22 protein-coding genes are annotated in these 21,792 nt (G+C 65.5%); 11 read left to right on the forward strand and 11 right to left on the reverse strand.

Features of this window, described 5'->3' with window-relative positions; genetic code table 11:
• Window positions 1–353: 353 nt before the first annotated feature.
• From I3J27_RS02875 to I3J27_RS02885, 3 genes are all read right to left on the reverse strand, one after another.
• Entirely contained in the window at window positions 354–1,316 is a 963-nt protein-coding gene (locus tag I3J27_RS02875) for an acetyl-CoA carboxylase carboxyltransferase subunit alpha (protein ID WP_270164993.1), read from the reverse strand.
• A gap of 197 nt (window positions 1,317–1,513) precedes the next feature.
• Window positions 1,514–2,470, reverse strand: a complete 957-nt coding sequence (gene xerD / locus I3J27_RS02880) for a site-specific tyrosine recombinase XerD (RefSeq protein WP_270164995.1) — start codon at window positions 2,468–2,470, stop codon at window positions 1,514–1,516.
• 17 nt (window positions 2,471–2,487) lie between these two features.
• A complete protein-coding gene (locus I3J27_RS02885; protein ID WP_014439243.1) occupies window positions 2,488–2,634 on the reverse strand; it encodes a hypothetical protein in 147 nt (48 codons plus the stop codon).
• A gap of 161 nt (window positions 2,635–2,795) precedes the next feature.
• On the opposite strand from I3J27_RS02885, the gene I3J27_RS02890 reads away from it, so the two are divergent.
• From I3J27_RS02890 to I3J27_RS02900, 3 genes are read left to right on the forward strand one after another with little or no spacing between them, the layout of a single operon-like run.
• On the forward strand, window positions 2,796–3,404 hold the full coding sequence (locus I3J27_RS02890; RefSeq protein WP_270165004.1) for a shikimate kinase: 609 nt from the start codon (window positions 2,796–2,798) through the stop codon (window positions 3,402–3,404).
• The gene (aroB, locus tag I3J27_RS02895) at window positions 3,404–4,552 is read left to right on the forward strand and encodes a 3-dehydroquinate synthase (protein ID WP_270173023.1); all 1,149 of its coding nucleotides are present in this window, start codon (window positions 3,404–3,406) and stop codon (window positions 4,550–4,552) included. Before I3J27_RS02890 ends, aroB begins: the two co-directional genes overlap by 1 nt.
• Window positions 4,553–4,582: 30 nt before the next feature.
• On the forward strand, window positions 4,583–5,887 hold the full coding sequence (locus I3J27_RS02900) for an HlyC/CorC family transporter (protein ID WP_270165005.1): 1,305 nt from the start codon (window positions 4,583–4,585) through the stop codon (window positions 5,885–5,887).
• A gap of 32 nt (window positions 5,888–5,919) precedes the next feature.
• On the opposite strand, the gene I3J27_RS02905 is transcribed toward I3J27_RS02900, so the two are convergent.
• Window positions 5,920–7,098: an IS481 family transposase gene (locus I3J27_RS02905; RefSeq protein ID WP_270162740.1), complete on the reverse strand. Its 1,179-nt coding sequence runs from the start codon at window positions 7,096–7,098 to the stop codon at window positions 5,920–5,922.
• 185 nt (window positions 7,099–7,283) lie between these two features.
• Entirely contained in the window at window positions 7,284–7,559 is a 276-nt protein-coding gene (locus I3J27_RS02910) for a BolA family protein (protein ID WP_370692004.1), read from the reverse strand.
• Window positions 7,560–7,708: 149 nt separating this feature from the next.
• Between I3J27_RS02910 and I3J27_RS02915 the strand changes: the two genes are divergently transcribed.
• Window positions 7,709–8,341 (forward strand): J domain-containing protein, encoded by a 633-nt coding sequence (locus I3J27_RS02915; RefSeq protein WP_270165007.1) that lies wholly within the window; start codon window positions 7,709–7,711, stop codon window positions 8,339–8,341.
• A gap of 14 nt (window positions 8,342–8,355) precedes the next feature.
• On the opposite strand, the gene I3J27_RS02920 is transcribed toward I3J27_RS02915, so the two are convergent.
• Both I3J27_RS02920 and I3J27_RS02925 read right to left on the reverse strand, forming a co-directional pair.
• Complete coding sequence (locus I3J27_RS02920) at window positions 8,356–9,396, reverse strand: sensor histidine kinase (protein ID WP_270165009.1); 1,041 nt, start codon at window positions 9,394–9,396, stop codon at window positions 8,356–8,358.
• Between the two features lie 193 nt (window positions 9,397–9,589).
• Window positions 9,590–10,687 (reverse strand): citrate synthase/methylcitrate synthase, encoded by a 1,098-nt coding sequence (locus I3J27_RS02925; RefSeq protein ID WP_270165011.1) that lies wholly within the window; start codon window positions 10,685–10,687, stop codon window positions 9,590–9,592.
• 82 nt (window positions 10,688–10,769) lie between these two features.
• Between I3J27_RS02925 and I3J27_RS02930 the strand changes: the two genes are divergently transcribed.
• A complete protein-coding gene (locus I3J27_RS02930) occupies window positions 10,770–11,999 on the forward strand; it encodes a citrate/2-methylcitrate synthase (RefSeq protein WP_270165013.1) in 1,230 nt (409 codons plus the stop codon).
• A 48-nt stretch (window positions 12,000–12,047) separates the two neighbouring features.
• Here I3J27_RS02930 and I3J27_RS02935 read toward each other — a convergent pair whose 3' ends face one another.
• A complete protein-coding gene (locus tag I3J27_RS02935; protein WP_270165015.1) occupies window positions 12,048–12,704 on the reverse strand; it encodes a DedA family protein in 657 nt (218 codons plus the stop codon).
• Between the two features lie 300 nt (window positions 12,705–13,004).
• On the opposite strand from I3J27_RS02935, the gene cobS reads away from it, so the two are divergent.
• The 6 genes from cobS to I3J27_RS02965 all read left to right on the forward strand — a co-directional run bounded on the left by cobS (window position 13,005) and on the right by I3J27_RS02965 (window position 19,313).
• Window positions 13,005–14,003, forward strand: coding sequence for a cobaltochelatase subunit CobS (cobS, locus tag I3J27_RS02940; protein ID WP_270165017.1), 999 nt, complete (start codon window positions 13,005–13,007; stop codon window positions 14,001–14,003).
• A gap of 3 nt (window positions 14,004–14,006) precedes the next feature.
• Window positions 14,007–14,417: a GNAT family N-acetyltransferase gene (locus tag I3J27_RS02945; RefSeq protein WP_270165019.1), complete on the forward strand. Its 411-nt coding sequence runs from the start codon at window positions 14,007–14,009 to the stop codon at window positions 14,415–14,417.
• Window positions 14,414–16,321, forward strand: coding sequence for a cobaltochelatase subunit CobT (gene cobT, locus I3J27_RS02950; protein WP_270165022.1), 1,908 nt, complete (start codon window positions 14,414–14,416; stop codon window positions 16,319–16,321). The genes I3J27_RS02945 and cobT overlap by 4 nt, the downstream gene beginning before the upstream one ends.
• The gene (locus I3J27_RS02955) at window positions 16,318–17,388 is read left to right on the forward strand and encodes an esterase-like activity of phytase family protein (RefSeq protein ID WP_270165024.1); all 1,071 of its coding nucleotides are present in this window, start codon (window positions 16,318–16,320) and stop codon (window positions 17,386–17,388) included. The genes cobT and I3J27_RS02955 overlap by 4 nt, the downstream gene beginning before the upstream one ends.
• Before the next feature lie 276 nt (window positions 17,389–17,664).
• The gene (locus I3J27_RS02960; protein ID WP_270165026.1) at window positions 17,665–18,777 is read left to right on the forward strand and encodes an NADH:flavin oxidoreductase/NADH oxidase; all 1,113 of its coding nucleotides are present in this window, start codon (window positions 17,665–17,667) and stop codon (window positions 18,775–18,777) included.
• A gap of 128 nt (window positions 18,778–18,905) precedes the next feature.
• A complete protein-coding gene (locus tag I3J27_RS02965; RefSeq protein WP_270165028.1) occupies window positions 18,906–19,313 on the forward strand; it encodes a hypothetical protein in 408 nt (135 codons plus the stop codon).
• Window positions 19,314–19,501: 188 nt separating this feature from the next.
• Here I3J27_RS02965 and I3J27_RS02970 read toward each other — a convergent pair whose 3' ends face one another.
• The 3 genes from I3J27_RS02970 to I3J27_RS02980 form a co-directional block, all read right to left on the reverse strand.
• A complete protein-coding gene (locus I3J27_RS02970) occupies window positions 19,502–19,747 on the reverse strand; it encodes a PilZ domain-containing protein (protein ID WP_270165030.1) in 246 nt (81 codons plus the stop codon).
• 268 nt (window positions 19,748–20,015) lie between these two features.
• On the reverse strand, window positions 20,016–21,356 hold the full coding sequence (locus I3J27_RS02975; protein ID WP_270165032.1) for a T6SS phospholipase effector Tle1-like catalytic domain-containing protein: 1,341 nt from the start codon (window positions 21,354–21,356) through the stop codon (window positions 20,016–20,018).
• A gap of 262 nt (window positions 21,357–21,618) precedes the next feature.
• Window positions 21,619–21,750 (reverse strand): hypothetical protein, encoded by a 132-nt coding sequence (locus I3J27_RS02980; RefSeq protein ID WP_270165034.1) that lies wholly within the window; start codon window positions 21,748–21,750, stop codon window positions 21,619–21,621.
• Window positions 21,751–21,792: the final 42 nt, after the last annotated feature.

Below are 21,792 nucleotides of genomic sequence, written 5' to 3' on the forward strand. Positions count from 1 at the left end.
GGGCTTTTCAGCTCACGCTCCAGCGCTTATGCCCTGAAGCCATTGATTAAAATTCTAACCTCTGGGTCATGTGGTCGCAACCCGAGCGGGGATCACGAGCCCGTTGGCCCAGTGGCATGGTCAACGAAGCCTAAATGGACGCGACTTTGGGCCTTACTTGGGCCTTTCGGCCTGTTCGGGACTCAGATCGCCGATTTGGGCAAAAAAAGGGTTAACGCGGGGTTACCGGGCGGCCCGGGAGGTCTCGTAGGGTGGGCAAAGGCGCAAAGCGCCGTGCCCTCGAGCCGTTCCTACGGTCGGGAATGGTGGGCACGCTTCGCTTTGCCCACCCTACGGCACCGAATCCAGCCGAATCAGCCCAGTTTCCGGCCGATATCGAGGAATTTCTGCCGCCGCTGCTTGCGGATGGCGTCGCCGTCGAGGCCGCGCATCTCGTCAAAGGCCTTGGCGATGGCGTCCCCGGTGGTGGCGATCATGGCGGCGGGGTCGCGGTGGGCGCCGCCGACCGGCTCCTTCAAAATGCTGTCGATCACCCCGAAGCGGAGCATGTCCTGGGCAGTGATCTTCATGTTGTTGGCGGCTTCCTGGGCCTTGGAGCCGTCGCGCCAGAGGATCGAGGACGCCGCTTCCGGCGAGATCACGCTGTAGATCGCGTGCTCCAGCATCAAGACCTTGTTGGCGGTGGTGATGGCGATGGCGCCGCCCGACATGCCCTCGCCGGTGATGATGGCGACGTTCGGCACGGTCAGCGCCATGCAGGCATCGGTCGAGCGCGCGATCGCCTCGGCCTGGCCGCGCTCCTCGGCGCCGATGCCGGGATAGGCGCCGGCGGAATCGGCCAGCGACAGCACCGGCAGGCCGAACCGCTCGGCCATCTCCATCAGCCGCACGCATTTGCGATAGCCCTCGGGCCGCGCCATGCCGAAATTGTGCCGGATGCGGCTCTCGGTGGAATCGCCCTTCTCCTGGCCCATCACGCAGATCGGCTCGCCGCGGAAACGGCCGAAGCCGGCGACCAGCGCCTCGTCCTCGCCGAACTTGCGGTCGCCGGCGAGCGGGGTGAATTCGGTGATCAGGCCCTTGATGAAATCGTTGAAATGCGGCCGCTGCGGATGCCGCGCGACCAGCGTCTTCTGCCACGGCGTCAGGTTCGCATAGAGGTCGGCCAGCGCCTGCGCCGCCTTGTCCTCGATCCGCCCGATCTCATCAGCGATGTCGGTGCCGTTGGCCGCAAGCGTCCTGAGCTCGTCGACCTTGGAGTCGAGCTCGGCGACGGGCTTTTCGAAGTCGAGATAGCTGCGCATCTGGTCTGGCATCAACTCAATATAGGGAGGACGGGGCGAGGCGTCGAAGCGGATTCGAGCTTTCGGAAAGAAGTGTAGATTCTTCAGTGACTTGGCTTGTGGGCTCCGCGGCAGATCGCCAAATCATGCGTGAGGCCCCGGCTCTTTCTGCGGAGATGTGGCCGAAGTCAAGGCGGTTTCGTTTCCCGTGGTCCGGGCTAGGCCCGCAGCTACTTCTCCGCCAGCGGGTGCAAGTCGCGCACAAGGCTCTTCAGCCGCTCCTCCACCACATGGGTGTAGATTTGCGTGGTCGAGATGTCGGTATGGCCGAGCAGGGTCTGCACGATGCGCAAATCGGCGCCGTTGTGAAGCAGGTGGCTGGCGAAGGCATGGCGCAGCACGTGCGGGGAGACCAGCCGGGCCTGCAAGCCCGAGGCAACCGCAAGCACCTTCAGATCGCGGGCAAAATGCTGCCGCGTCAGATGCCCGCTCTCGCCGAACGAGGGGAACAACCATTTCGAGGCGGCCACACTGCTCTTCTTGTCGGCCTTTGCAGCCTCCGTCGCGCTGAGATAATCGGCCATCGCCTGCCGCGAGGCTTCGTTGAGCGGCACCAGCCGTTCCTTGTTGCCCTTGCCGCGCACCACGATCATGCGGGCGTCGCGCTTGGCGGCCGTGCGCGGCAGCGCCACCAGCTCGGAGACGCGCAGGCCGGTGGCGTAGAGCACTTCGAGCAGGCAATAGAGCCTTAGTGAGCGCAGCCGTTTCGACGGCGAGGCCTCTTCCGCCTCGCTCAATTCCTTGGCGCGGCGGAGCATGCGGTCGACATCCGCGATCGACAGCACCTTTGGCAGGCCGCGGCCACGCTTGGGGCCGGACAGGATCGCCGCAGGATCGTCGCCGCGAATGCGCTCGTTCAGGAGGAAGCGGTAGAGGTGCCGCATCGCCGACAGCCGCCGCGCGACGCTGGTGGATTTGAAGCCGCGGGTGTCGAGATCGGCGAGATAGTCGCGCAGCGTCTGCGTTTCGGCGTCCGCGAACGTATGGCCGACACGGCCCAGAAACTCCGAGAAATCGGTGAGGTCGCGGCGGTAGGCATCGAGCGTATTGGGGCCGGCGCCCTGTTCCGCCGCGAGCATGTCGAGGAACAGGCCGGTGAGCTTGGCATCTGAGGGCTTGGTGCGCATGCCCAGGAGGCTAGCTCCTATTTCTTGAGAAACTTATCCGGCGGGATCGTCACCGTCATTTCCCGCGACTTCGGGCTGACGAAGTTCGCCAGCGCGAACACCACGCCATAGACGATGCCGGCGATCACGGCGACGACCGTCAGGAAGCGGAACAGGCTGGGCATCGGGAAAGGTCTCGGGGCGTGCCAAATTAACCAATGAAATCATCCAACATGTTCGCCGTTTCGTGGCAAGAGTCCTCTGGCGAGGGCCCCGAGGGGGTCGTATAGGTGGCCAAAGCATGCCGCCTTTGGCGGCAGATTGAGCGAGAGCCAAAGCGATATCCATGTCCGACGCCGCGTTGCCGATCCCCGCTTCGCCCGAGGCCGACATCCTGTCGGCGCTCGGGGCGCGCTCGATCGTGCTCGTCGGCATGATGGGGGTGGGCAAATCCACCATCGGCCGGCGCATGGCGCTCAGGCTCAAGCTGCCCTTCGTCGACGCCGACACCGAGATCGAGGCGGCTGCCGGCATGACCATACCTGAGATATTCGAGCGCCATGGCGAGGCGCATTTCCGCGACGGCGAGGCCCGCGTGATCGCGCGCCTGCTGGATGGCGGGCCGATCGTGCTGGCGACCGGCGGCGGCGCCTTCATGCGCGAGGAGACGCGCGCGCGCATCGCGGCGAAGGCGGTCTCGATCTGGCTCAAGGCCGACCACGACGTCATCATGCGCCGCGTCCGCCGCCGCGCCGACCGTCCGCTGCTCCAGACCGCCGATCCCGAGGGAACCGTGACGCGCCTGCTCACCGAGCGCGAGCCCGTCTACGGCCATGCCGACCTCACCATCGCCTCGCGTGACGTGCCGCACGAGAGAATCGTCGACGAATGCATCGAGACGCTGCGCACCCATCTCTGCGGCGAACCACCTGCCGACATCGCGAGTGCCGTATGATGACCGCGCCTTTGAAACATTCCGACCCCGTCAACGTCGGCGTCGCCCTCGGCGATCGCGCCTATGACATCGTCATCGGCCGCGGCGTGCTGGCCTCGCTCGGCGAACGGGTCGCAGCGCTGCGTCCCGGCGTGCGCACCGCGATCGTGACGGATCGCACGGTGGCGAAACACTGGCTCGAGCCGACTGAAGCCTCGCTCGCGGCCGCCGGCATTCCGACATCGCGCATCGTGGTCCAGGAAGGCGAGATCTCGAAAACCTATGCCGGCCTCGAAAAGGTCAGCGAGGCCCTGATCGCCGCCAAGATCGAGCGCAACGATCTCGTCGTCGCGCTCGGCGGCGGCGTGGTCGGCGATCTCGCCGGCTTTGCCGCGGCGATCGTGCGCCGCGGCGTCGATTTCGTGCAGGTGCCGACCTCGCTGCTGGCACAGGTCGATTCCAGCGTCGGCGGCAAGACCGGCATCAATTCGCCGCAGGGCAAGAACCTGCTCGGCGCCTTCCACCAGCCGGTGCTGGTCATCGCCGACACCGCCGTGCTCGACACGCTGTCGCCGCGGCAATTCCGCGCCGGCTATGCCGAGGTCGCCAAATACGGCGTGCTCGGTGACGAGGCCTTCTTCACCTGGCTGGAGAAGAACCACCTCGAGATTTTAAAGGGCGGCTCCGCGCGCGAGCACGCGATCGCGACCTCCTGCCGCGCCAAGGCCGGAATCGTCTCGCGTGACGAGCGCGAGACCGGCGAGCGCGCGCTGCTCAATCTCGGCCACACCTTCGGTCACGCGCTGGAAGCGGCGACCGGTTTCTCCGACCGGCTGTTCCACGGCGAGGGCGTTGCCATCGGCATGACGCTGGCGGCGCAGTTCTCGGCCAAGCTCGGCATGATCGGCGACGCCGATGCCGCGCGCGTCGAGCGTCACCTCATCGAGGCCGGCCTGCCGACGCGCCTGCAGGATATCGCCGGCTTTGCGCAGGAAGGGCTTGCCGACGCCGACGCGCTGATGACGCTGATGGCGCAGGACAAGAAGGTCCAGCGCGGCAGGCTCACCTTCATCCTGCTGGAGGCCGTGGGGCGCGCCGTCATCGCAAAGGATGTCGAGCCGGCGCCGGTGCGCGATTTCCTGAAGGACAAGCTCGCGCAAAAGGCGTGATGCGCGGCTAATCGGTTTTTTGAGTGGTGCATGGACTGGCTCGGCTTCACCATCGTCATCATCTGCCTGCTCGTCTCGGGCTTCTTCGCCGCGAGCGAAACGGCGCTGACCGGCGCCTCGCGCGCCAGCATGCTCAGGCTCTCCAAGCAGGGTAATCGCGACGCCGACGTCGTCTCGCAGCTGCTCGACATGCGCGAGCGCCTGATCGGCGCGCTGCTGCTCGGCAACAACATCGCCAATATCAGCGCCTCCGCGCTCGCGACCTCCATCTTCACGGCCTGGTTCGGCGATGTCGGCGTGCTCTACGCCACCGGCGTGATGACCGCGCTGGTGGTGATTTTCGCGGAAGTCCTGCCCAAGACCATCGCCATCAACGCGCCCGACCGCATGGCGCTGGCGGTCGCGCGCCCGATGCGGCTGACCATGTACGTGCTGGGGCCGCTGCTCAAGATCGTCGAAGTGATCGTCCGGCTGCTGCTGCGCCTGTTCGGCCTTGCCGGCGAGCATCAGGCGATCCTGTCGCCGACCGAGCGCCTGCGCGGCGCGGTCGACCTGCTGCATCATGAGGGCAAGTTCGAGAAGCAGGACCGCGACATGCTCGGCGGCCTGCTCGATCTCCGCGAACTCCAGGTCTCCGACGTCATGATCCATCGCACCGAGATGATGATGATCAACGCCGACCTGCCACCCGAGGAGCTGGTGCGCGAGGTGCTGGCGACCGAATACACCCGCATTCCGCTGTGGCGCGAGAAGCCGGAAAACATCATCGGCGTGCTCCACGCCAAGGATCTTCTGCGCGCGATTCGCGCCGCCGACGGCGACACCTCGCGGATCGACGTCTCCACCATCGCGCTGCCGCCCTGGTTCGTGCCGGAGATGCGACCCGTGTCCGAGCAGCTCAAGGCGTTCCGGCGCCGCAAGACCCATTTCGCGCTCGTCGTCGACGAGTACGGCGAAGTTGAAGGTCTCGTGACGCTGGAAGACATTCTGGAGGAGATCGTCGGCGATATCTCCGACGAGCACGACGTCGTCGTCGCCGGCGTGCGCGCCCAGCCGGACGGCTCGGTCGTGGTCGACGGCTCGGTGCCGATCCGCGATCTCAACCGTGCCATGGACTGGCACCTGCCCGACGAGGAGGCAACCACGGTCGCCGGCCTCGTCATTCACGAGGCGCGCTCGATCCCCGACCGCGGCCAGAGTTTTACCTTCCACGGCTTCCGCTTCCGCGTCCTCCGCCGCGAACGCAACCGCATCACCGCGCTCCGTATTTCACCGGTGCCGCGCGACGCGGAGCTGGAAGAGGCGAAGCCGAGACGGGCCGGGACGTCGTTTTAGCCTCATACTCGGTGTCATCGCCCGCGCAGTGTTCAGACCGGGGACATAGCTGACACCTGTTCGGACACATCACTGACAGGTTGGCCATTGGTCAAGTCGATTGATGCGACCTGCCAGCTGGCGAAGAAGATTCCGTAGCGACCGTCGCGGTCGAGCTGCCTGATGGCCAACTGCTCGCCGCAGAAGGCTTGAGGGACTTTCCACATCTGCCCTTTGAAGGCGATGTAGCTCCGGGTCGAGGAGGCGGTGCGAACGATCTCCCCGGCGTCGTATTGCACCTTCGGCACACGATCGGGCATGGCGCGAGAACTCGGCCGGTAGCGATCGGCGGGGATACCCATGCCGAGGCTTTCATGTGGCCGCTCCAGATTGTAGATCGTGCGCCAGTTGTCGAGGGCGCGCTGAACTTCCGCCAGGGTGCGGAACGTGTGCAGAGCGAACACTTCCGCTTTCAAGCTGCGATGGAAGCGTTCGTTCTTGCCTCGGCCCTGAGGATGGCGTGGCCTGGCGTGGATCACCCTGACGCCGAGCTTGAGCAGCCATACCTTCAGCGAGGTCCAGCGAGCGCCGGACGTGTCGCCCCAGGGAGATCCATTGTCGAGGTAAAAGGCCTCTGGCATCCCATAGCGTCGAAAAGTGTCGGTCAGGTGTTTCTGCACGTCTGGGCGCCGCTCGTTGGCGCATGCCTTCAGACACAGGGCATAGCGCGAGTGGTCATCGACCATGGTGAGCGGATGGCAACGCCTCCCGTCGGCAAGCGGCATGTGACCCTTGAAGTCCATCTGCCAAAGCTGATTGGGCGCATCCTTCTCGAACCGGTGGTCTGAAGGGCTTGGCGAAGCCTTCTCGCTCGGCTTGATCCGCTCATTCCGGCACAGGATCTGATGGACCGTCGAAGGCACAGGCACAGCCTGGCCGTCGCGCTTCAGGCAATGGGCAATCTTGCGCGCCCCCCAGGCTGGATGCTTGTCCCGCACAGCCAGGATTTGCGCCTCCACCGCAGGCTCGCTGCGCCTGGGCATGCTCTTCGGACGACGCGGCTGATCCGCCAGATCATGGTCGCCAGCCTGCCAACGCCGCAACCATTTATAGCCCACGTCAGGGCTGATTCCGAACCGCCGGCACAACTCTCGCCGGTTCGCTCCTTCCTGTAAGGCAAGCCGCACAAACTCGCGTCGCTGATCCATTACCGACACCTCGTTCCAGGGCATGGACGGCCTCCCAAATCGACCAATCCAGCCCATTGTGATGTGTCAGCTATGTCTCCGAACACCCGTCAGTGATCTGTCCGGTCTAAACAGCAGGCGGGCGATCCAGTACGCCGCAGCGGCTCGGCTCTAGCCGCGCTGTCACGGAGTACTGGATGCCCCGCCTTCGCGGGGCATGACAGCAGAGGTTACGTCCCGCCTTCCCCAGGCGCCTGGGCGTGGATCGCGAGGGCGTGGACGCTGCCGGAGAGTTCCGCGGCCAGCGCCGAATTTATCATGCGATGGCGGTCGACCCGGCTCTTCCCTTTGAAGGCGGCAGACACGATATAAACGCGGAAGTGCGTCTCGCCGCTTGGCCGATGGCCGGCGTGGCCCTCATGCAAATGTGACTCGTCGACGACTTGCAGGCTTTCCGGCGTGAAAGCTTCCTGCAACTTGTTGCTGATAGTGTCTTTCATAACCATGGGTGCCATTAAAGCGTGCGCAAGCGCCCCGTCAATTGCATAGGCCGCCTCTGGCGGCCGTCCTGAAAAATGCCGAAGTGCTACGGGGTTTCGTCCTAATTGCAATGTCAAGACTTGAAGGTTTTTGCATTGCGTAGTCAAAGTCAGCCATGCCGATCGATTCATCAAAGTTCTTCGACTCCATCCGCGTGAAGCCGCGGGGCAAGCAGCCGGAAGTGAAGCCGCGCGACGCCGTGGTCAACTGCGAATGGGCCGGGTGTCAGAACAAGGGCGCGCACCGTGCGCCGAAGGGCCGCGAGAACCAGCGCGAGTACTGGCACTTCTGCCTGAACCACGTGCGCGAGTACAACCAGAACTACAATTTCTTCTCCGGCATGAATGCCGACGCCGTCGCGCGCTACCAGAAGGATGCCCTGACCGGTCATCGCCCGACCTGGAAGATGGGCGCCAATGGCGGCAAGAAGGGTGCGGAAGCCGAGATCGACATGGCGTCCGATCCGTTCAGCATGTTCTCCGAGATCAACGGCCGTGCGAATTGGCGGAAGGGCCCCGAGGCCCAGCCCAAGGCCGAGACGCGCAAGGTGATGAACGCCGAGCGCAAGGCGCTCCAGGTCATGGGTCTCGGCCCCGATTCCACGCTCGCCGACGTCAAGAGCAAGTACAAGGCGCTGGTCAAGCAGCACCATCCCGATGCCAACGGCGGCGACCGCTCCACCGAGGATCGCCTGATCGAGATCATCAAGGCGTATAATTATCTGAAGACGGTGGTGCGCGAGGCCTGAAGCGTCATCGCGCTCTAGGCAGCGACCCCCGGGAAGGACAGCTCGCAGACCAGTCCTTCCGGCCTCCATTGCCGGGTAATTCTTCCCCGCAAGGTCCGGATTACGCCATCGACAGCGCCGACCCCAAAACCCTTGCGGGTCGGCTCGGTGACCTCCGGCCCGCCGCTCTCCGACCAGCGCAAGACGAGGGACGTGGCTGGATCGGCCTCCCAGCGGATATTCAACCGGCCCGAAGGCGTCGACAGCGAGCCGTATTTGGCCGCGTTGGTCGCCAGCTCATGGATGGCGACCGCGATCGACTGGGCCAGCGTCGCCGGCAGGCTGATGTCATCTCCTTCGATGCCGACCCGTTCGCGGTCTCCGCTTGCGTAGGGCCGGAGCTCTTCTTCGACGATCGTCTTCAGGCTCGCGCCGGTCCAGCGCGAAGCCGAGAACAGTCTCTGCACGTTGGCGAGGGCGCTGAGCCGGCCTTGGAACGTGGCTTGGAACGCTTCCGCGCTATCTGCCTTCGTCAACCGCAGCATCGCCTGGATCACCGCGAGCAGGTTGTTCGACCGATGGTCGACTTCGGCCGTGAGAAGCATCATCCGCTCTTCCGCCTGCTTGCGGGCCGTGATGTCGACCAGCATGTTGACGGCTCCGACCAACCGGCCGTCTTCGTCGCGCAGCGGAGTGGGATAGGGCACGAAGCAGATCCGCGAGCCGTCGGGCCGTTCGGCAACGGCCTCGGCATCGCGCACGGGACGGTTCTGCTTGAGGGCGATCGCCATGGGGCATTTGTCGTGGGGAAGCGGTGTGCCATCGGGCAGGTAGAGCTTCCAAGTCACGCACCACATCTCGCCAATCTTCGGCGTGCGTCCGGCGAAGTCGATGCAGGCTTGATTGAAGAAGGTGATGCGGCCCTCTGCGTCGGTGGTGTAGATGGCCGCGGGCAGCGCCTGGAGCAAGTCCCGGAATCGTCTCTCGGAATCCGCGCCGGCGGCGCTGCTGTTTGCTGCCTGCCTGGCGATCTCGCCAATCCTGGCCTCGTCAGATGGTCCAAACAAGTCCAGCATTGCGTTCCTCTACGGGGCCAGATCAGCTAATTCGCCGGCCACGTATCCGTTCCACATTGCTCCTCGGGGAGGTGCAGACCCCCCTCTCGACCTATCGATAGCCGAGGCGCCGGATGGAGCGTCAGCGTCGTCCGGGTCCATCTCGCACGCGCGACTTTTCCGGATTGCGCTTCGCTCCATCGGGGCTGCTGCGTCATTCCTCCGGCATCGCCCCCACATAGGACGAGCTCGGCCGGATCAACCGTCCCGTGCGCTGCTGCTCGCGGGCATGCGCGGTCCAGCCTGCGACGCGCGCGACCGCGAAGATCGGCGTGAAGGCCTGACGCGGAATTGCCAGCGCATCGAGCAGGATCGCGGTGAAGAACTCCACGTTCGTCTCCAGCGGCCGCTCCGGATTCTTCTTGCGCAGCGCGCTGCGGATATAGGCCTCGACCTCGCCGGCAAACGGCAAATCGGCACCGTTGGACGCCAGCGCCTCGATTGCGGTCTTGAGCACGTCGGCGCGCGGATCGCGCACGCGATAGACGCGATGACCAAAGCCCATCATCCGCTCGCCGCGGGCCAGCGCCGCATCCACCCAGGGCTGGATGCGCTCGCGCGAGCCGATCGCATCGAGCATTTCCAGCACCGGCTCGGGCGCGCCGCCATGCAGCGGTCCGGTGAGCGCGCAATAGCCGGCGGTGACGGCGGCAAACAGATCGGCTTGCGTCGAGGCGACCACGCGTGTGGTGAAGGTCGAGGCGTTCATGCCGTGGTCGCTGGCGGTGACGAGATAGGCGTCGAGCGCAGTGACCTCGCGCGTTTCAGGCGCGCGCCCATGCAGCATGCGCAGCGTATCGGCCGCGTGGCTCACGTTCGGATCGGGCGCGACGGGATCGAGCCCTTTCGCGCGCCGCACCAGCGCGCCCGCGATCACCGGAAACGCGCCGACGATGGTCGCCTCATGCGCGAGGCCATGCTCGGCGCGAAGTCCGGCGACCGCCGCGCGAAACCCGTCGATGATGCCCATGCCGCGTGTCGCCGGCAGCAACTCGTCCACCCGGGCGAAAGCGCGCTCACGCGCCGCACCGAGGCTCGCCCGCACATTGGCTTCGCTCAAGCCGGTCTTGCTCGCGCCGGCGCCGTTCCAGAGCCGGGCGGTGACGCCCTCGAAGCTCGATTTGGCGGCAAGGCGGCCGACATGCTCGCCGGCGATGATCAGCTCGCCGCGCTCGCCGTCGACATGGCTCAGCACGGTCTCGGCCGCGGGAACGCCGTCCAGCCCGATCTGGCTTTTGGTGAGGATGTTCATGGCCAATCTCCCTTTTTGCACTGCACGGGCAGAAAGGTCGGGCCTCTCGACAGATTGATCAATCTTGATTACATAAATCAATATGAAAAATTCCGAGGAGCTTTACCTCTCTGCCCGGGAGGCCGCCGCCGAGCTCGCGATCTCGCCGGCGACCCTCTACGCCTATGTCAGCCGTGGCCTGATCCGCTCCGAGCCGACGCCGGATTCTCGCAAAAACCGCTACCGCGCCGAGGACGTCCGCGCCCTGAAGGAGCGCCGGGTGCCGTCGCCGGAGCCGAAGGGCCTGCGCAGCTTCGACGCCGACCTGCCGGTGATGGACACGGAGATCTCGACCATCACCGAGGAGGGCGCGATCTACCGCGGTGTGAACTGCGTCGATCTCGCCGAGAACGACACGCTGGAGCACACCGCGACGCTGCTCTGGGACGTCTCCGGCGTCGATCCGTTCGCGCCTGACAATCAGCCCAAGATATCCGAGGAGATGCGCGCGATCGCAGAAGCCGCGCGCCGGGCCGCGCCGATCGACCGGGCCATCGCGGTGCTGGCGCTCGCGTCGAGCGCCGATCCCCGCGCCTTCACCCGCGCGCCCGACGGCCGCGCGCTGGTCGGGGCGCGCATCGTCCGCCTGCTGGTCGCGACTATGCTCAATGCCGAGCCATCGGCCGAGCCGCTGCATCAGCAGGTTGCGAAAGCGTGGGCGGCGGACAACAAGCATGCGCCCGATCTGATCCGCCGCGCATTGGTGCTGCTCGCCGATCATGAACTCAACGCCTCGACCTTCACCGCGCGCTGCGCGGCCTCCACCGGCCTCAATCTCTATGATGCCGTCATCGCCGGTCTCGCCGCGCTGAAAGGGCCAAAACATGGCGGCGCCGGCGTGCTGGCTTCGCAGCTCGTCAAGACGCTGATCGATCGCGACGTCGAGCCGATGGTGCGCGAGCGCGTCGCGCTCGGCGAGCGCTTTGCCGGCTTCGGCCACGGCGTCTACAAGCGCGGCGATCCGCGCGCGCAATCGCTGCTCAACGCTCTGTCGCGCGCGGGCGCACCGCGAAAATTCACGCGAGAAGTACCGGAAAGGATCATTGAGGCGACCGGCGAGCTCGTCAATATCGACTACGCGCTCGCGGTGCTCGTGCACGCGCTGAGGCTGCCCGCCGGCAGCGAGCTCGCGCTGTTCGCCATGGCCCGCAGCGTCGGCTGGATCGCCCATGCCAGCGAGCAGTTGCAGTTTGGGAAGTTGATCAGGCCGCGGGCGCGGTATGTGGGGCCGGCACCGGGAAGAAGGGCAGGGATGGTAGAGTTGAAGGTCTGAACAGGCGTAAGCGGCGAACTGCGCTTACCCTCCAGGGGAGGGTAAGATCTAAGCCCGCGGCTTGGCTGCGACGACGCCGTTCTGCCGTCGGTGATAGTACCAGACGCCAAGGCCGCCGATGATCGCCACGGTCGCCACCGCCAAGATCCAGATGTGCTTGCCGACGTGCCCATGATGATGCAGCCCGGCATATTTGTGCAGGGCCGACACCGCCAGCACGCCCGGCAGCACATGCGCCGGCGCCCAGACTAGGATCGCCGGGATGTTCACCGCGTAGAACTTCGCCGGCGCCATCCCCAGTGCGCCTGATGTCACCGGCACGAAGGCCCTGATCGGCGGCACGAAGCGGGCGAAGAACACGGCCCAGGTGCCGAAACGGTTGAAGAAGTTTTCGCTCTCGGCGACCACGCGCGGATAATTGGTCAGCGGCCAGGTGCTGAGGATCTCGCGCTGGCGCCGGTGCCCGATCCAGTAGGCCGAGCCGTCGCCGAGCACGGCGCCGACCGCTGCTGCCAGCAGCACCCATTGCAGCTTCAGCTCGCCCCCCGGAACGAGCGCGCTCAGCGCCAGGATGATGGTCGAGCCGGGGATGACCGACCCCACCACCGGGACGGCTTCGAGCAGCGCCGCCAGGAACAGGGTCAGGTAGGCCAGCCACGCATGGGCCGAGACGAAGGATATGAGGGGGTCGAGGAAGGACGTCACGTCGTCTTTCGTGGCGGTGGCTGGGGCTATCCGGTTCGGACCCTACATAAGTAAGGCGCGGCGGTAAAAGTGCCATTCGCGTGGGCAGGCCGCGCATCCCGCCCGAAATTCGAGCGTGATTCGCAAGGCAGCCCTCCAAAAACTGCGTTCCTTGCCTATCTAAATGAAAAGACAACGGAACTTTGATTGGAGGGCGGGCTTCTGCCCGCACGTTGTCTCTGATAGGTTGATTTTCAGCACCCAGCCGCAGCCAACGTGCGAATAACTGGTTTCGGGACCGCCCGGGACCTCGGAGGATTGATGACGACCGCCGCGATGTCCAAAGTTGAGGAAGTTTCCGGAATGCCCGACATGAAGGTGTCGGTGCGCCAGGTGTTCGGGATCGACAGCGATCTCGAAGTGCCGGCCTATTCCGAAGTCGATCCTCACGTGCCCGAAGTCGATTCCGACTATCGCTTCGACCGCGCCACCACGCTCGCCATTCTGGCCGGCTTCGCCCGCAACCGCCGCGTGATGGTGACCGGCTATCACGGCACCGGTAAATCCACCCACATCGAGCAGGTTGCGGCCCGCCTGAACTGGCCCTGCGTGCGTGTCAACCTCGACAGCCACATCAGCCGTATCGACCTCGTCGGCAAGGACTCCATCGTGGTCCGCGACGGCAAGCAGGTCACCGAATTCCGCGACGGCATTCTGCCCTGGGCGCTCCAGAACAACGTCGCGCTGGTGTTCGACGAATACGACGCCGGCCGCCCCGACGTGATGTTCGTGATCCAGCGCGTGCTGGAGGTCTCGGGACGCCTGACGCTGCTCGACCAGAACAAGGTGATCAAGCCGCACCCGGCGTTCCGCCTGTTCTCGACCGCCAACACGGTCGGCCTCGGCGACACTTCGGGCCTCTATCACGGCACCCAGCAGATCAACCAGGGTCAGATGGACCGCTGGTCGATCGTCACGACGCTGAACTATCTCAGCCACGACGAGGAAGTGGAGATCGTGCTGGCGAAGGCCAAGCACTATCGCACCCAGGAGGGCCGCGACATCGTCAACAAGATGGTGCGCCTCGCCGATCTCACCCGCAACGCCTTCGCCAACGGCGATCTGTCGACGGTGATGAGCCCGCGTACGGTGATCACCTGGGCGGAAAACTCCGACATCTTCGGCGATATCGGATTTGCCTTCCGCGTCACCTTCCTCAACAAGTGCGACGAGCTCGAGCGTCCCCTGGTCGCCGAGTTCTACCAGCGCTGCTTCAATGCGGAGCTGCCGGAATCGGCGGTCAACGTGGCGCTCAGCTAGACCATGCCGACCATCACCGTCGAGCGCACCATTGGGACCACCAAGAAGGCTGTGCTCGCCGGGCTCAGTGGCTACAACCACGAGCACATGGGGACGCAGAGGCTGAAAGGCCTCGCGGTCTCACTCAAGGACCGCGGCAAGATCGTCGGCGGGGTGGTCGGGCAGATCTGGACCACCGTTCTGTTCATCCAGTTCTTCTGGATCGAGCAGAAACATCGCGGCCAGGGTCATGGTGCGAAGCTGATCGCGGCGATCGAGGACGAAGCAAGGCGGATCGGCGCGGTTCGATCCCATGTCGACACGATGAGTTTCCAGGCGCCGGGTTTTTATCGTTCCCAAGGGTACGAGGAATTCGGCGTCATCGACGGCTATCCCGGCGGCGTGACGCGCCATTCGTTGACGAAGTCGCTATGAGCACATCATCATCCAACTCCAAATTCCGTAACACCAAGGAAGCTCCGACCGAGCCGTTCAAGCGCTCGGTGGCCTCCTGCCTGAAGGCGATCGCGAAGTCGCCCGAGCTCGACGTCAGCTTTGCCGCCGAGCGTCCGGGCCTCGCGCCGGGTAAAGCGCGACTACCTGAGCCCGCGCGAAAGATGACCAAGCGTGATGCCGCGATCGTGCGCGGCCATGCCGATTCCATCGCGCTCAAGATCGCCTGTCACGATGCCAAGCTGCATCGCAAGCTGATGCCGGGCAATCCGCAGGCGCGCGGCGTGTTCGAGGCGGTCGAGCAGGCGAGGGTCGAGGCGATCGGCGCGCGCCGCATGGCGGGCGTTGCCAAGAACCTCACTGCGATGCTCGACGATCATTTCCATCGTGGCAAGTTCGACGAGATCACTGACCGTGCCGATGCGCCGTTGGCGGACGCGCTGGCGATGCTGGTGCGCGAGCGCCTGACCGGCATGGCGCCGCCCACGGCCGCGAAGAAAATGGTCGATCTCTGGCGGCCCATCCTCGAGGACAAGATCGGCAAGCGGCTCGACCGGCTCGATACCCTGGTCGAGGACCAGACCCGGTTCGGCGATGCCGTGCACGACCTGCTGACGGCGCTCGATATCGGCGACGAGCGCAGCGCCGACAGCGAAGACAATGACGACGACGAGGAAAATCGCGACGGCGACAACGATCAGTCCGGCGCGGAAGGCTCGCCCGATTCCGATGCCGCGCAGGAGATGAGCGCCGACCAGGCGCAGGCCTCGTCGGAGGAGATGAGCGAGAGCGCGATGGAAAGCGCGCAGGCTTCGACCTCCGATACCTTCGACGACGGCGAGCTCGGCGACGACGAGACGCCCGGGGAAGCGACGCGTCCGAACGCGCACGGCAAGAACGAGCCGCGCGGGCCGGAATATCATGCCTTCGCGCCGAAATTCGACGAGATCATCTCGGCCGAAGACCTCTGCGACCATGACGAGCTGGAGCGCCTGCGCGCCTATCTCGACAAGCAGCTCGCGCATCTGCAGGGCATCGTCGCCCGTCTCGCCAACCGCCTTCAGAGGCGCTTGATGGCGCAGCAGAACCGCGCCTGGGACTTCGATCTCGAAGAGGGCATCCTCGACCCTGCGCGCCTGTCGCGCGTCGTGACCGATCCCTATCATCCGCTGTCCTTCATGCACGAGAAGGAGGCGACGTTCCGCGACACCGTGGTGACGCTGCTGCTCGACAATTCCGGCTCGATGCGCGGCCGTCCGATCACGGTTGCCGCCACCTGCGCCGACATTCTCGCCCGCACGCTGGAGCGTTGCGGCGTCAAGGTCGAGATTTTGGGCTTCACCACGCGCGCCTGGAAAGGTGGGCAGTCCCGCGAGGCGTGGCTTGCCGCCGGCAAGCCGGCCAATCCCGGCCGCCTCAACGATCTCCGTCACATCATCTACAAGTCGGCCGACGCCCCCTGGCGCCGGGCGCGGAAGAATCTCGGCCTGATGATGCGCGAGGGTCTCCTCAAGGAGAACATCGACGGCGAGGCGCTGGACTGGGCGCACAAGCGCCTGCTTGGGCGGCCCGAGCAGCGCAAGATCCTGATGATGATCTCGGACGGTGCGCCGGTCGACGATTCCACGCTGTCGGTCAATCCCGGCAATTATCTCGAGCGGCACCTGCGCCACATCATCGAGGAGATCGAGACCCGCTCGCCGGTCGAGCTGATCGCGATCGGCATCGGGCATGACGTGACGCGCTACTATCGCCGCGCGGTGACGATCGTGGACGCCGAAGAGCTCGGCGGCGCCATCACCGAAAAGCTCGCCGAGCTGTTCAGCGAGACCAACACAGCACCCACGCAGCCGGCCGGTCGCCCGCGACGCAAACTGCATTCGTGAGCACGCTACCTTCCCGCCGCAGCTTCATTGGCCACGCGGCGGCGGGATTTTCCACCCTCGCGCTCTCCCGACTGGCGCAGGCGCAGCCTGCGGCCGAGCCGTCGCTGCGCTTCGCGCCGATCGAGCACGCCGTCACCGAGGCCGCCAGCATCGAGGTGAACGCGCGGCAGATTCCCAATTTCGAGCCGCGCGACCGCTCGCGCACACGCTTCGGCTCGCTGCAATATCGCAGCGGCTTGGTGCTGACCTCGCCCTCTCGCGGCTTCGGCGGCCTGTCCGGCCTCCGGCTCGATACCAGGGGCGAGCGCTTCCTCGCGATCTCCGACCAGGGCGCCTGGTTCACCGGCAGCATCCGCTATGCCGGCGGCAAGATGGTCGGCCTCGATGACGTCGAGGCCGCGCCGATGCTGAACGCGGAGGGACGGCCGATCACGGAGAAGCGGCTCTGGTACGATACCGAATCGCTCGCGCGCGACGGCAACCTCGTTTATGTCGGGCTCGAGCGCGTCAACCAGATCATGCGCTTCGACTTCTCGAAAGGCGGCACACGCGCCCGCGGCGAGGTGTTGCCGACGCCGCCGGCGGTGCGCAAGCTGCCCACCAACAAGGGGCTCGAAGGGATGGTTGTCGTGCCCAAGGGCCAGCCGCTTGCGGGCACGCTGATCGCGTTCTCCGAGCGCGGGCTGGATGCCGACGGCAATCTGGTCGCCTTCCTGATCGGCGGCCCCACGCCCGGCGAGTTCCGCGTCCGCCGCACCGACAAGTTCGACATCAGCGATGCCGCGCTGCTGCCCTCCGGCGAGCTCGTCATCCTCGAACGCAAATTCTCCTGGTTCACCGGCATCAACATCCGTATCCGCGCGATCCCGCTGAAATCGATCGCACCGAACGCGCTGGTGGACGGCCCCGCGCTCTTCAACGCCGATCTCGGCCACGAGGTCGACAACATGGAAGGCATCGATGCCCACGTCACGGCCGAGGGCGAGACCGTGCTGACGCTGGTGTCCGACGATAATTTTTCGATGCTCCAGCGCACGCTGCTGCTGCAGTTCACGCTGGTGGAGTAGCCACTGTCGTCCCTGCGAACGCAGGGACCCATACCGCGTGATCTATCGATTTTGCGCGGTGCCAATCCCGAACGGCCAATCTTCGCCAAACCCCTCCCTGGGGTTATGGGTCCCTGCTTTCGCAGGGACGACGGCGGAAATTGAGGCCGTGATCGACTGACGCGCGTATGCATGGGTGGCGCTGCGGCCATGCTGCCTGCGCAACTGGCAATCTGCGCATCCCCGACTACACTTCATGCAATTGCTTCCATTCCTCTCATCCCCGGAACTCCCCGCATGAGCGCCCTGTTTTCCCCGATCAAGCTGCGCGGCCTGACGTTGAAGAACCGCATCGTGGTGTCGCCGATGTGCCAGTATTCGGCCGACGACGGCGTCGCCACCGACTGGCACTTCACCCACATCAACAATCTGGCGCTGTCGGGGGCCGCGATGTTCTGCATCGAGGCGACCCATGTGGAGGCGATCGGCCGCATCACGCCGGGCTGTCTCGGGCTCTACAGCGATGCCGGCGAGGCGGCGCTGAAGCAGATCATCACCTCGGTGCGCAAGCATTCCTCGACCGCGATCGCGATGCAGCTCGCCCATGCGGGGCGGAAAGCGTCGAGCGCGCGGCCCTGGGACGGCGGCCAGCTGATTCCGGTCGAGCAGGGCGGCTGGCAGACGGTCGGGCCGTCCGCGGTGCCGCACAAGGAGGGCGAAGCCGCGCCGCTGGCGCTGGATGCGGCCGGCCTCAAGCGCATCCGCGACGCCTTCGTCGATGCTGCGAAGCGCGCCGCCCGGCTCGGCATCGACGCGATCGAGCTGCACGGCGCGCACGGCTATCTCATGCATCAGTTCCTGTCGCCGATCTCGAACCGGCGCACCGACGAATATGGCGGCTCGCTCGCAAACCGCATGCGCTTTCCGCTCGAAGTGTACGACGCGGTGCGCACCGTGTTCCCGCACGACCGGCCGGTCGGCATGCGGGTGTCGTCGACCGACTGGGTCGAGGGCGGCTGGGATCTGGCGCAGACGATTGAGTTCGCGAATGCGCTGAAGGCGCGCGGCGTCGACTGGATCGATGCCTCCTCCGGCGGCGTCTCGCCGCTGCAGAAGATTCCGCTCGGGCCCGGCTATCAGGTGCGATTCGCGGAGACCATCAAGCGCGAGACGGGATTGCCGACCATGGCCGTCGGCCTCATCACCGAAGCCAAGCACGCCGAGGAGATCGTCGGCGGCGGCAAGGCCGACATGGTCGCGCTCGCCCGCGGCATGCTCTACGACCCGCGCTGGGGCTGGCACGCCGGCGCCGAGCTCGGCGGCGAGGTCGATGTGCCCCCGCAATATTGGCGCTCGCAGCCCTCGACGCAAAAGGCGCTGTTCGGCAAGACCACGTTCGGAGCGCGGTGAGGTTTTCGCCTCTCCGCGCAAGCGGCGAAAGAGAGTTAACCCTCACGCGTCCGTAACCCGTCGCGCCTTCCACGCCCGGCCAAACTGGCCTAACCTGACGCGTACCTGATGCCTCACGGAGGCCGGCCATGCGGTTTCGTGTTCGCAAGACTGCCCACGTCATCGAGCGCGTCGGCCTCGCGATGGCGGGGGCGGCGTGCGGGCTGTTCGTCGGCGCCTATGTCGGCTCGGCGATCGTCCCGCTCACCACACAGGGCTTTCTGCTGTTGATGATGCTGCTCGGCTTCGTCGGCTTCTATCTCGGCATCGACACGCCGCAGCTTCCCTTCGACGACGCGCACAGCGTCATCGACGCCGCGGAATTCCTCAGCGCCGCCGGCACGCTCTGCGCCACCTTCACCGCGCTCGCCTCCGTCGCCGTCATCGTGCTGCGCCTCGAGCCGCATCTGGCGTGGACCTGGCTCGCCTTGTTCGGCTGGATCGCCGGCGTCGCGATGCAGATCGTCGCGGGGACAAAGGCCCGGATGCGGAAGTAAGTTTCTGGCCCTGCCCTGGAGGGGGAGGGTCGATCGCGCGAAGCGCGAGCGGGGTGGGGTGATCTCTCAACACGGGCAGTGTTCGTTGGGGAGAGACCGTCACCCCACCCCGTCTCATATTTCGCTTCGCTCAACATGAGCCGACCCTCCCCCTCCAGGGGAGGGTAAGGGCGCAGCAAGCATCCCCGCTAAAACACCACGCCCACGCGCGTGCCGCGCTTCCAGGCGATGCGGCAGCGCTTCTTGGTGTTGACGTGCAGCAGCTCGAATCTGTCGGGGATCTTCACCTGCCCGCCGAGATCGACGCAGGCCCCGCCCGGCGAATAGTCGATCAGCGTGCAGACGATGACGGGCGCGCGCGGGTCGGTGATGATCTTGGCCTGGCGGGACACCAGGCCTGAGGGTTTGACGCGGGCATGTCGACGCGGATGCATTGGCACTCTCCTCCAATTCCGCGGACCGCGCGGCGGGCTTTGTCCCAATCATGGACGGCGAGTGATGCGATCCTGCTAAGGGGGGCCGGAGAATTTTAATGAAAAGTAGCGGCGAATGGAGAAAGTAGCGGTAGTGGGGTGCGGGCGCTGCGTCAAACTCCGTCATTGCGAGCGCAGCGAAGCAATCCAGTCTGCCTCCGCGGAAAGACTCTGGATTGCTTCGTCGCTTCGCTCCTCGCAATGACGAGCGGAGAGGGCGAAGCCCGCCTCACCCCGTCACGATCTCATCCGCCTCCGCGCCGCCGCTCGGCCCCGGCGGCACCGGCATCGGCACGGTCTCATACCGCGCCGGCAGATTCACCGGCCGGTAGGTCGGCTCCGCGTCCATCCGCTTCACCACGCTCTCATGCACATGGGCGCCGTCGGGGATGACACGCGGCTCGCAGCAAGGGATGTAGAGGCCGAGAAACTCCTTCCGCTCCGGCCATTCCCTGTATTTGGCGCTCTTCGGAATGCATTCCAGCACGCGCCAGCCCGGCGTCATCGAATCGTGCAGCTCGCCCGTCTTGCCGGTGTATTCGGGCGGCACGTATTTGAACGGCGAGTTCTTGCGCTGGACGCCCCAGGCGAGCTGGTTCACCGTGCGCTTGTTGAAGTTCAGCCCGGCCTTTTCGGCTTCGCCGATCATCCAGATCAGCGGATATTTGGACTCGCCGCTCTCGGCCTCGGCATAGCCGCCGCCGACGTCGCTGTGCACGCCGGCGAACCACACCTGCATGATGTCCTGCGGCACCTTCTTCTCGTCGGGCACGTAGCGGTTGCTCCAATAATCCTGCGGCTCCTCGTATTTGTTGAGGCGGAACATGCGGCGCCGCTCGTCGATCGCGATCGCCTGCCGGAAGATGGCGACGCTGGGATTGCGCCGCGTGAAGGCGAGCTCCTCCAGGCTGAACACGAAGAAGAGATTGTCGCGCCGCGGCACGATCACGCTCGCCACCGTGTCCCACACGCCGATGAAGTGGATGGTCGCCCAGCGCGTCGAGGTGATGCGCGCAAATTGCGCGGCGAGGTCGAACTGGTCCTTCGGCAGCGGCCCCTGGTCGTCGACGGCGACGTCCCTGAGGTCCTCGACATCGTTGCCGCGCCCGGTGCCGGAATATTGCTTGTAGGCGACCATGCCGCTTCCAGCGAGGTTCGCCTGCTCCGGCGAGATCAGGCCGATCTTGTGGATCAGCCCCGCCAGCACGCGCACGGTGTAGGCGCCGCGCGAAAAGCCGAACAGATAGATCTTGTCGCCGGGCGCGTAATGCTCGACCAGGAAGCAATAGGCCGAGAGCACGTTGTCATCGAGCCCGTAGCCGGTGGCGAGCCCCAGCACCAGGTTGACGTCGGCCTTGATGCGGTGCCACGTCGTTGGCTCCGTCACCGTGCCGACGCCGGGATCGTAGAACACCATCTGCCGCGGCCTGGTCTTGTCGGTCTTGCGCAGGCAGCGATAGAGCTTCAGGACGTTGGAGATGTTCTCCGAAATCTCGTTGCCTGTGCCGTCACAGCAGATGACGAGGTTTTTGGGCTCGGGTTTGTGGTCGGTTTTGGCGTCGTGCTCCACGGTATGCCCCTCCCGGTCATGCTACCGGGGCGAGTATACCAAAAAAGCGCGACGGAGAAGAGACGCGGGCTCCTCTTACCCTCCCCTGGAGGGGGAGGGTCGATCGCGCGAAGCGCGAGCGGGGTGGGGTGATCTCTCCGCTCGGGCACTGTTGGATGTGGAGAGACCGTCACCCCACCCCGCTACGCATTACGCTTCGCTCCATGCGCAGCGACCCTCCCCCTCCAGGGGAGGGTAAGCGCTCAGCGCTCCGCTTATTCCCCTACTTCTTCTTCCCCTGGCCGATCTCCGGCTGCCACGCCTCCTTGCGGCTTGGCGCCGCGGCGATTGCCTTGGCTTTGTCCTTCTTCGGCTTCTTGATCTCGCGATTGCTGCGTTGCTGTCCCTTGGCCATGATGTCGGTCTCCTCTGGGGTTCGAATTCGCCTGATACGTCC

The organism is Bradyrhizobium xenonodulans (genome assembly GCF_027594865.1).
Classification (GTDB): Bacteria; Pseudomonadota; Alphaproteobacteria; order Rhizobiales; family Xanthobacteraceae; genus Bradyrhizobium; species Bradyrhizobium xenonodulans.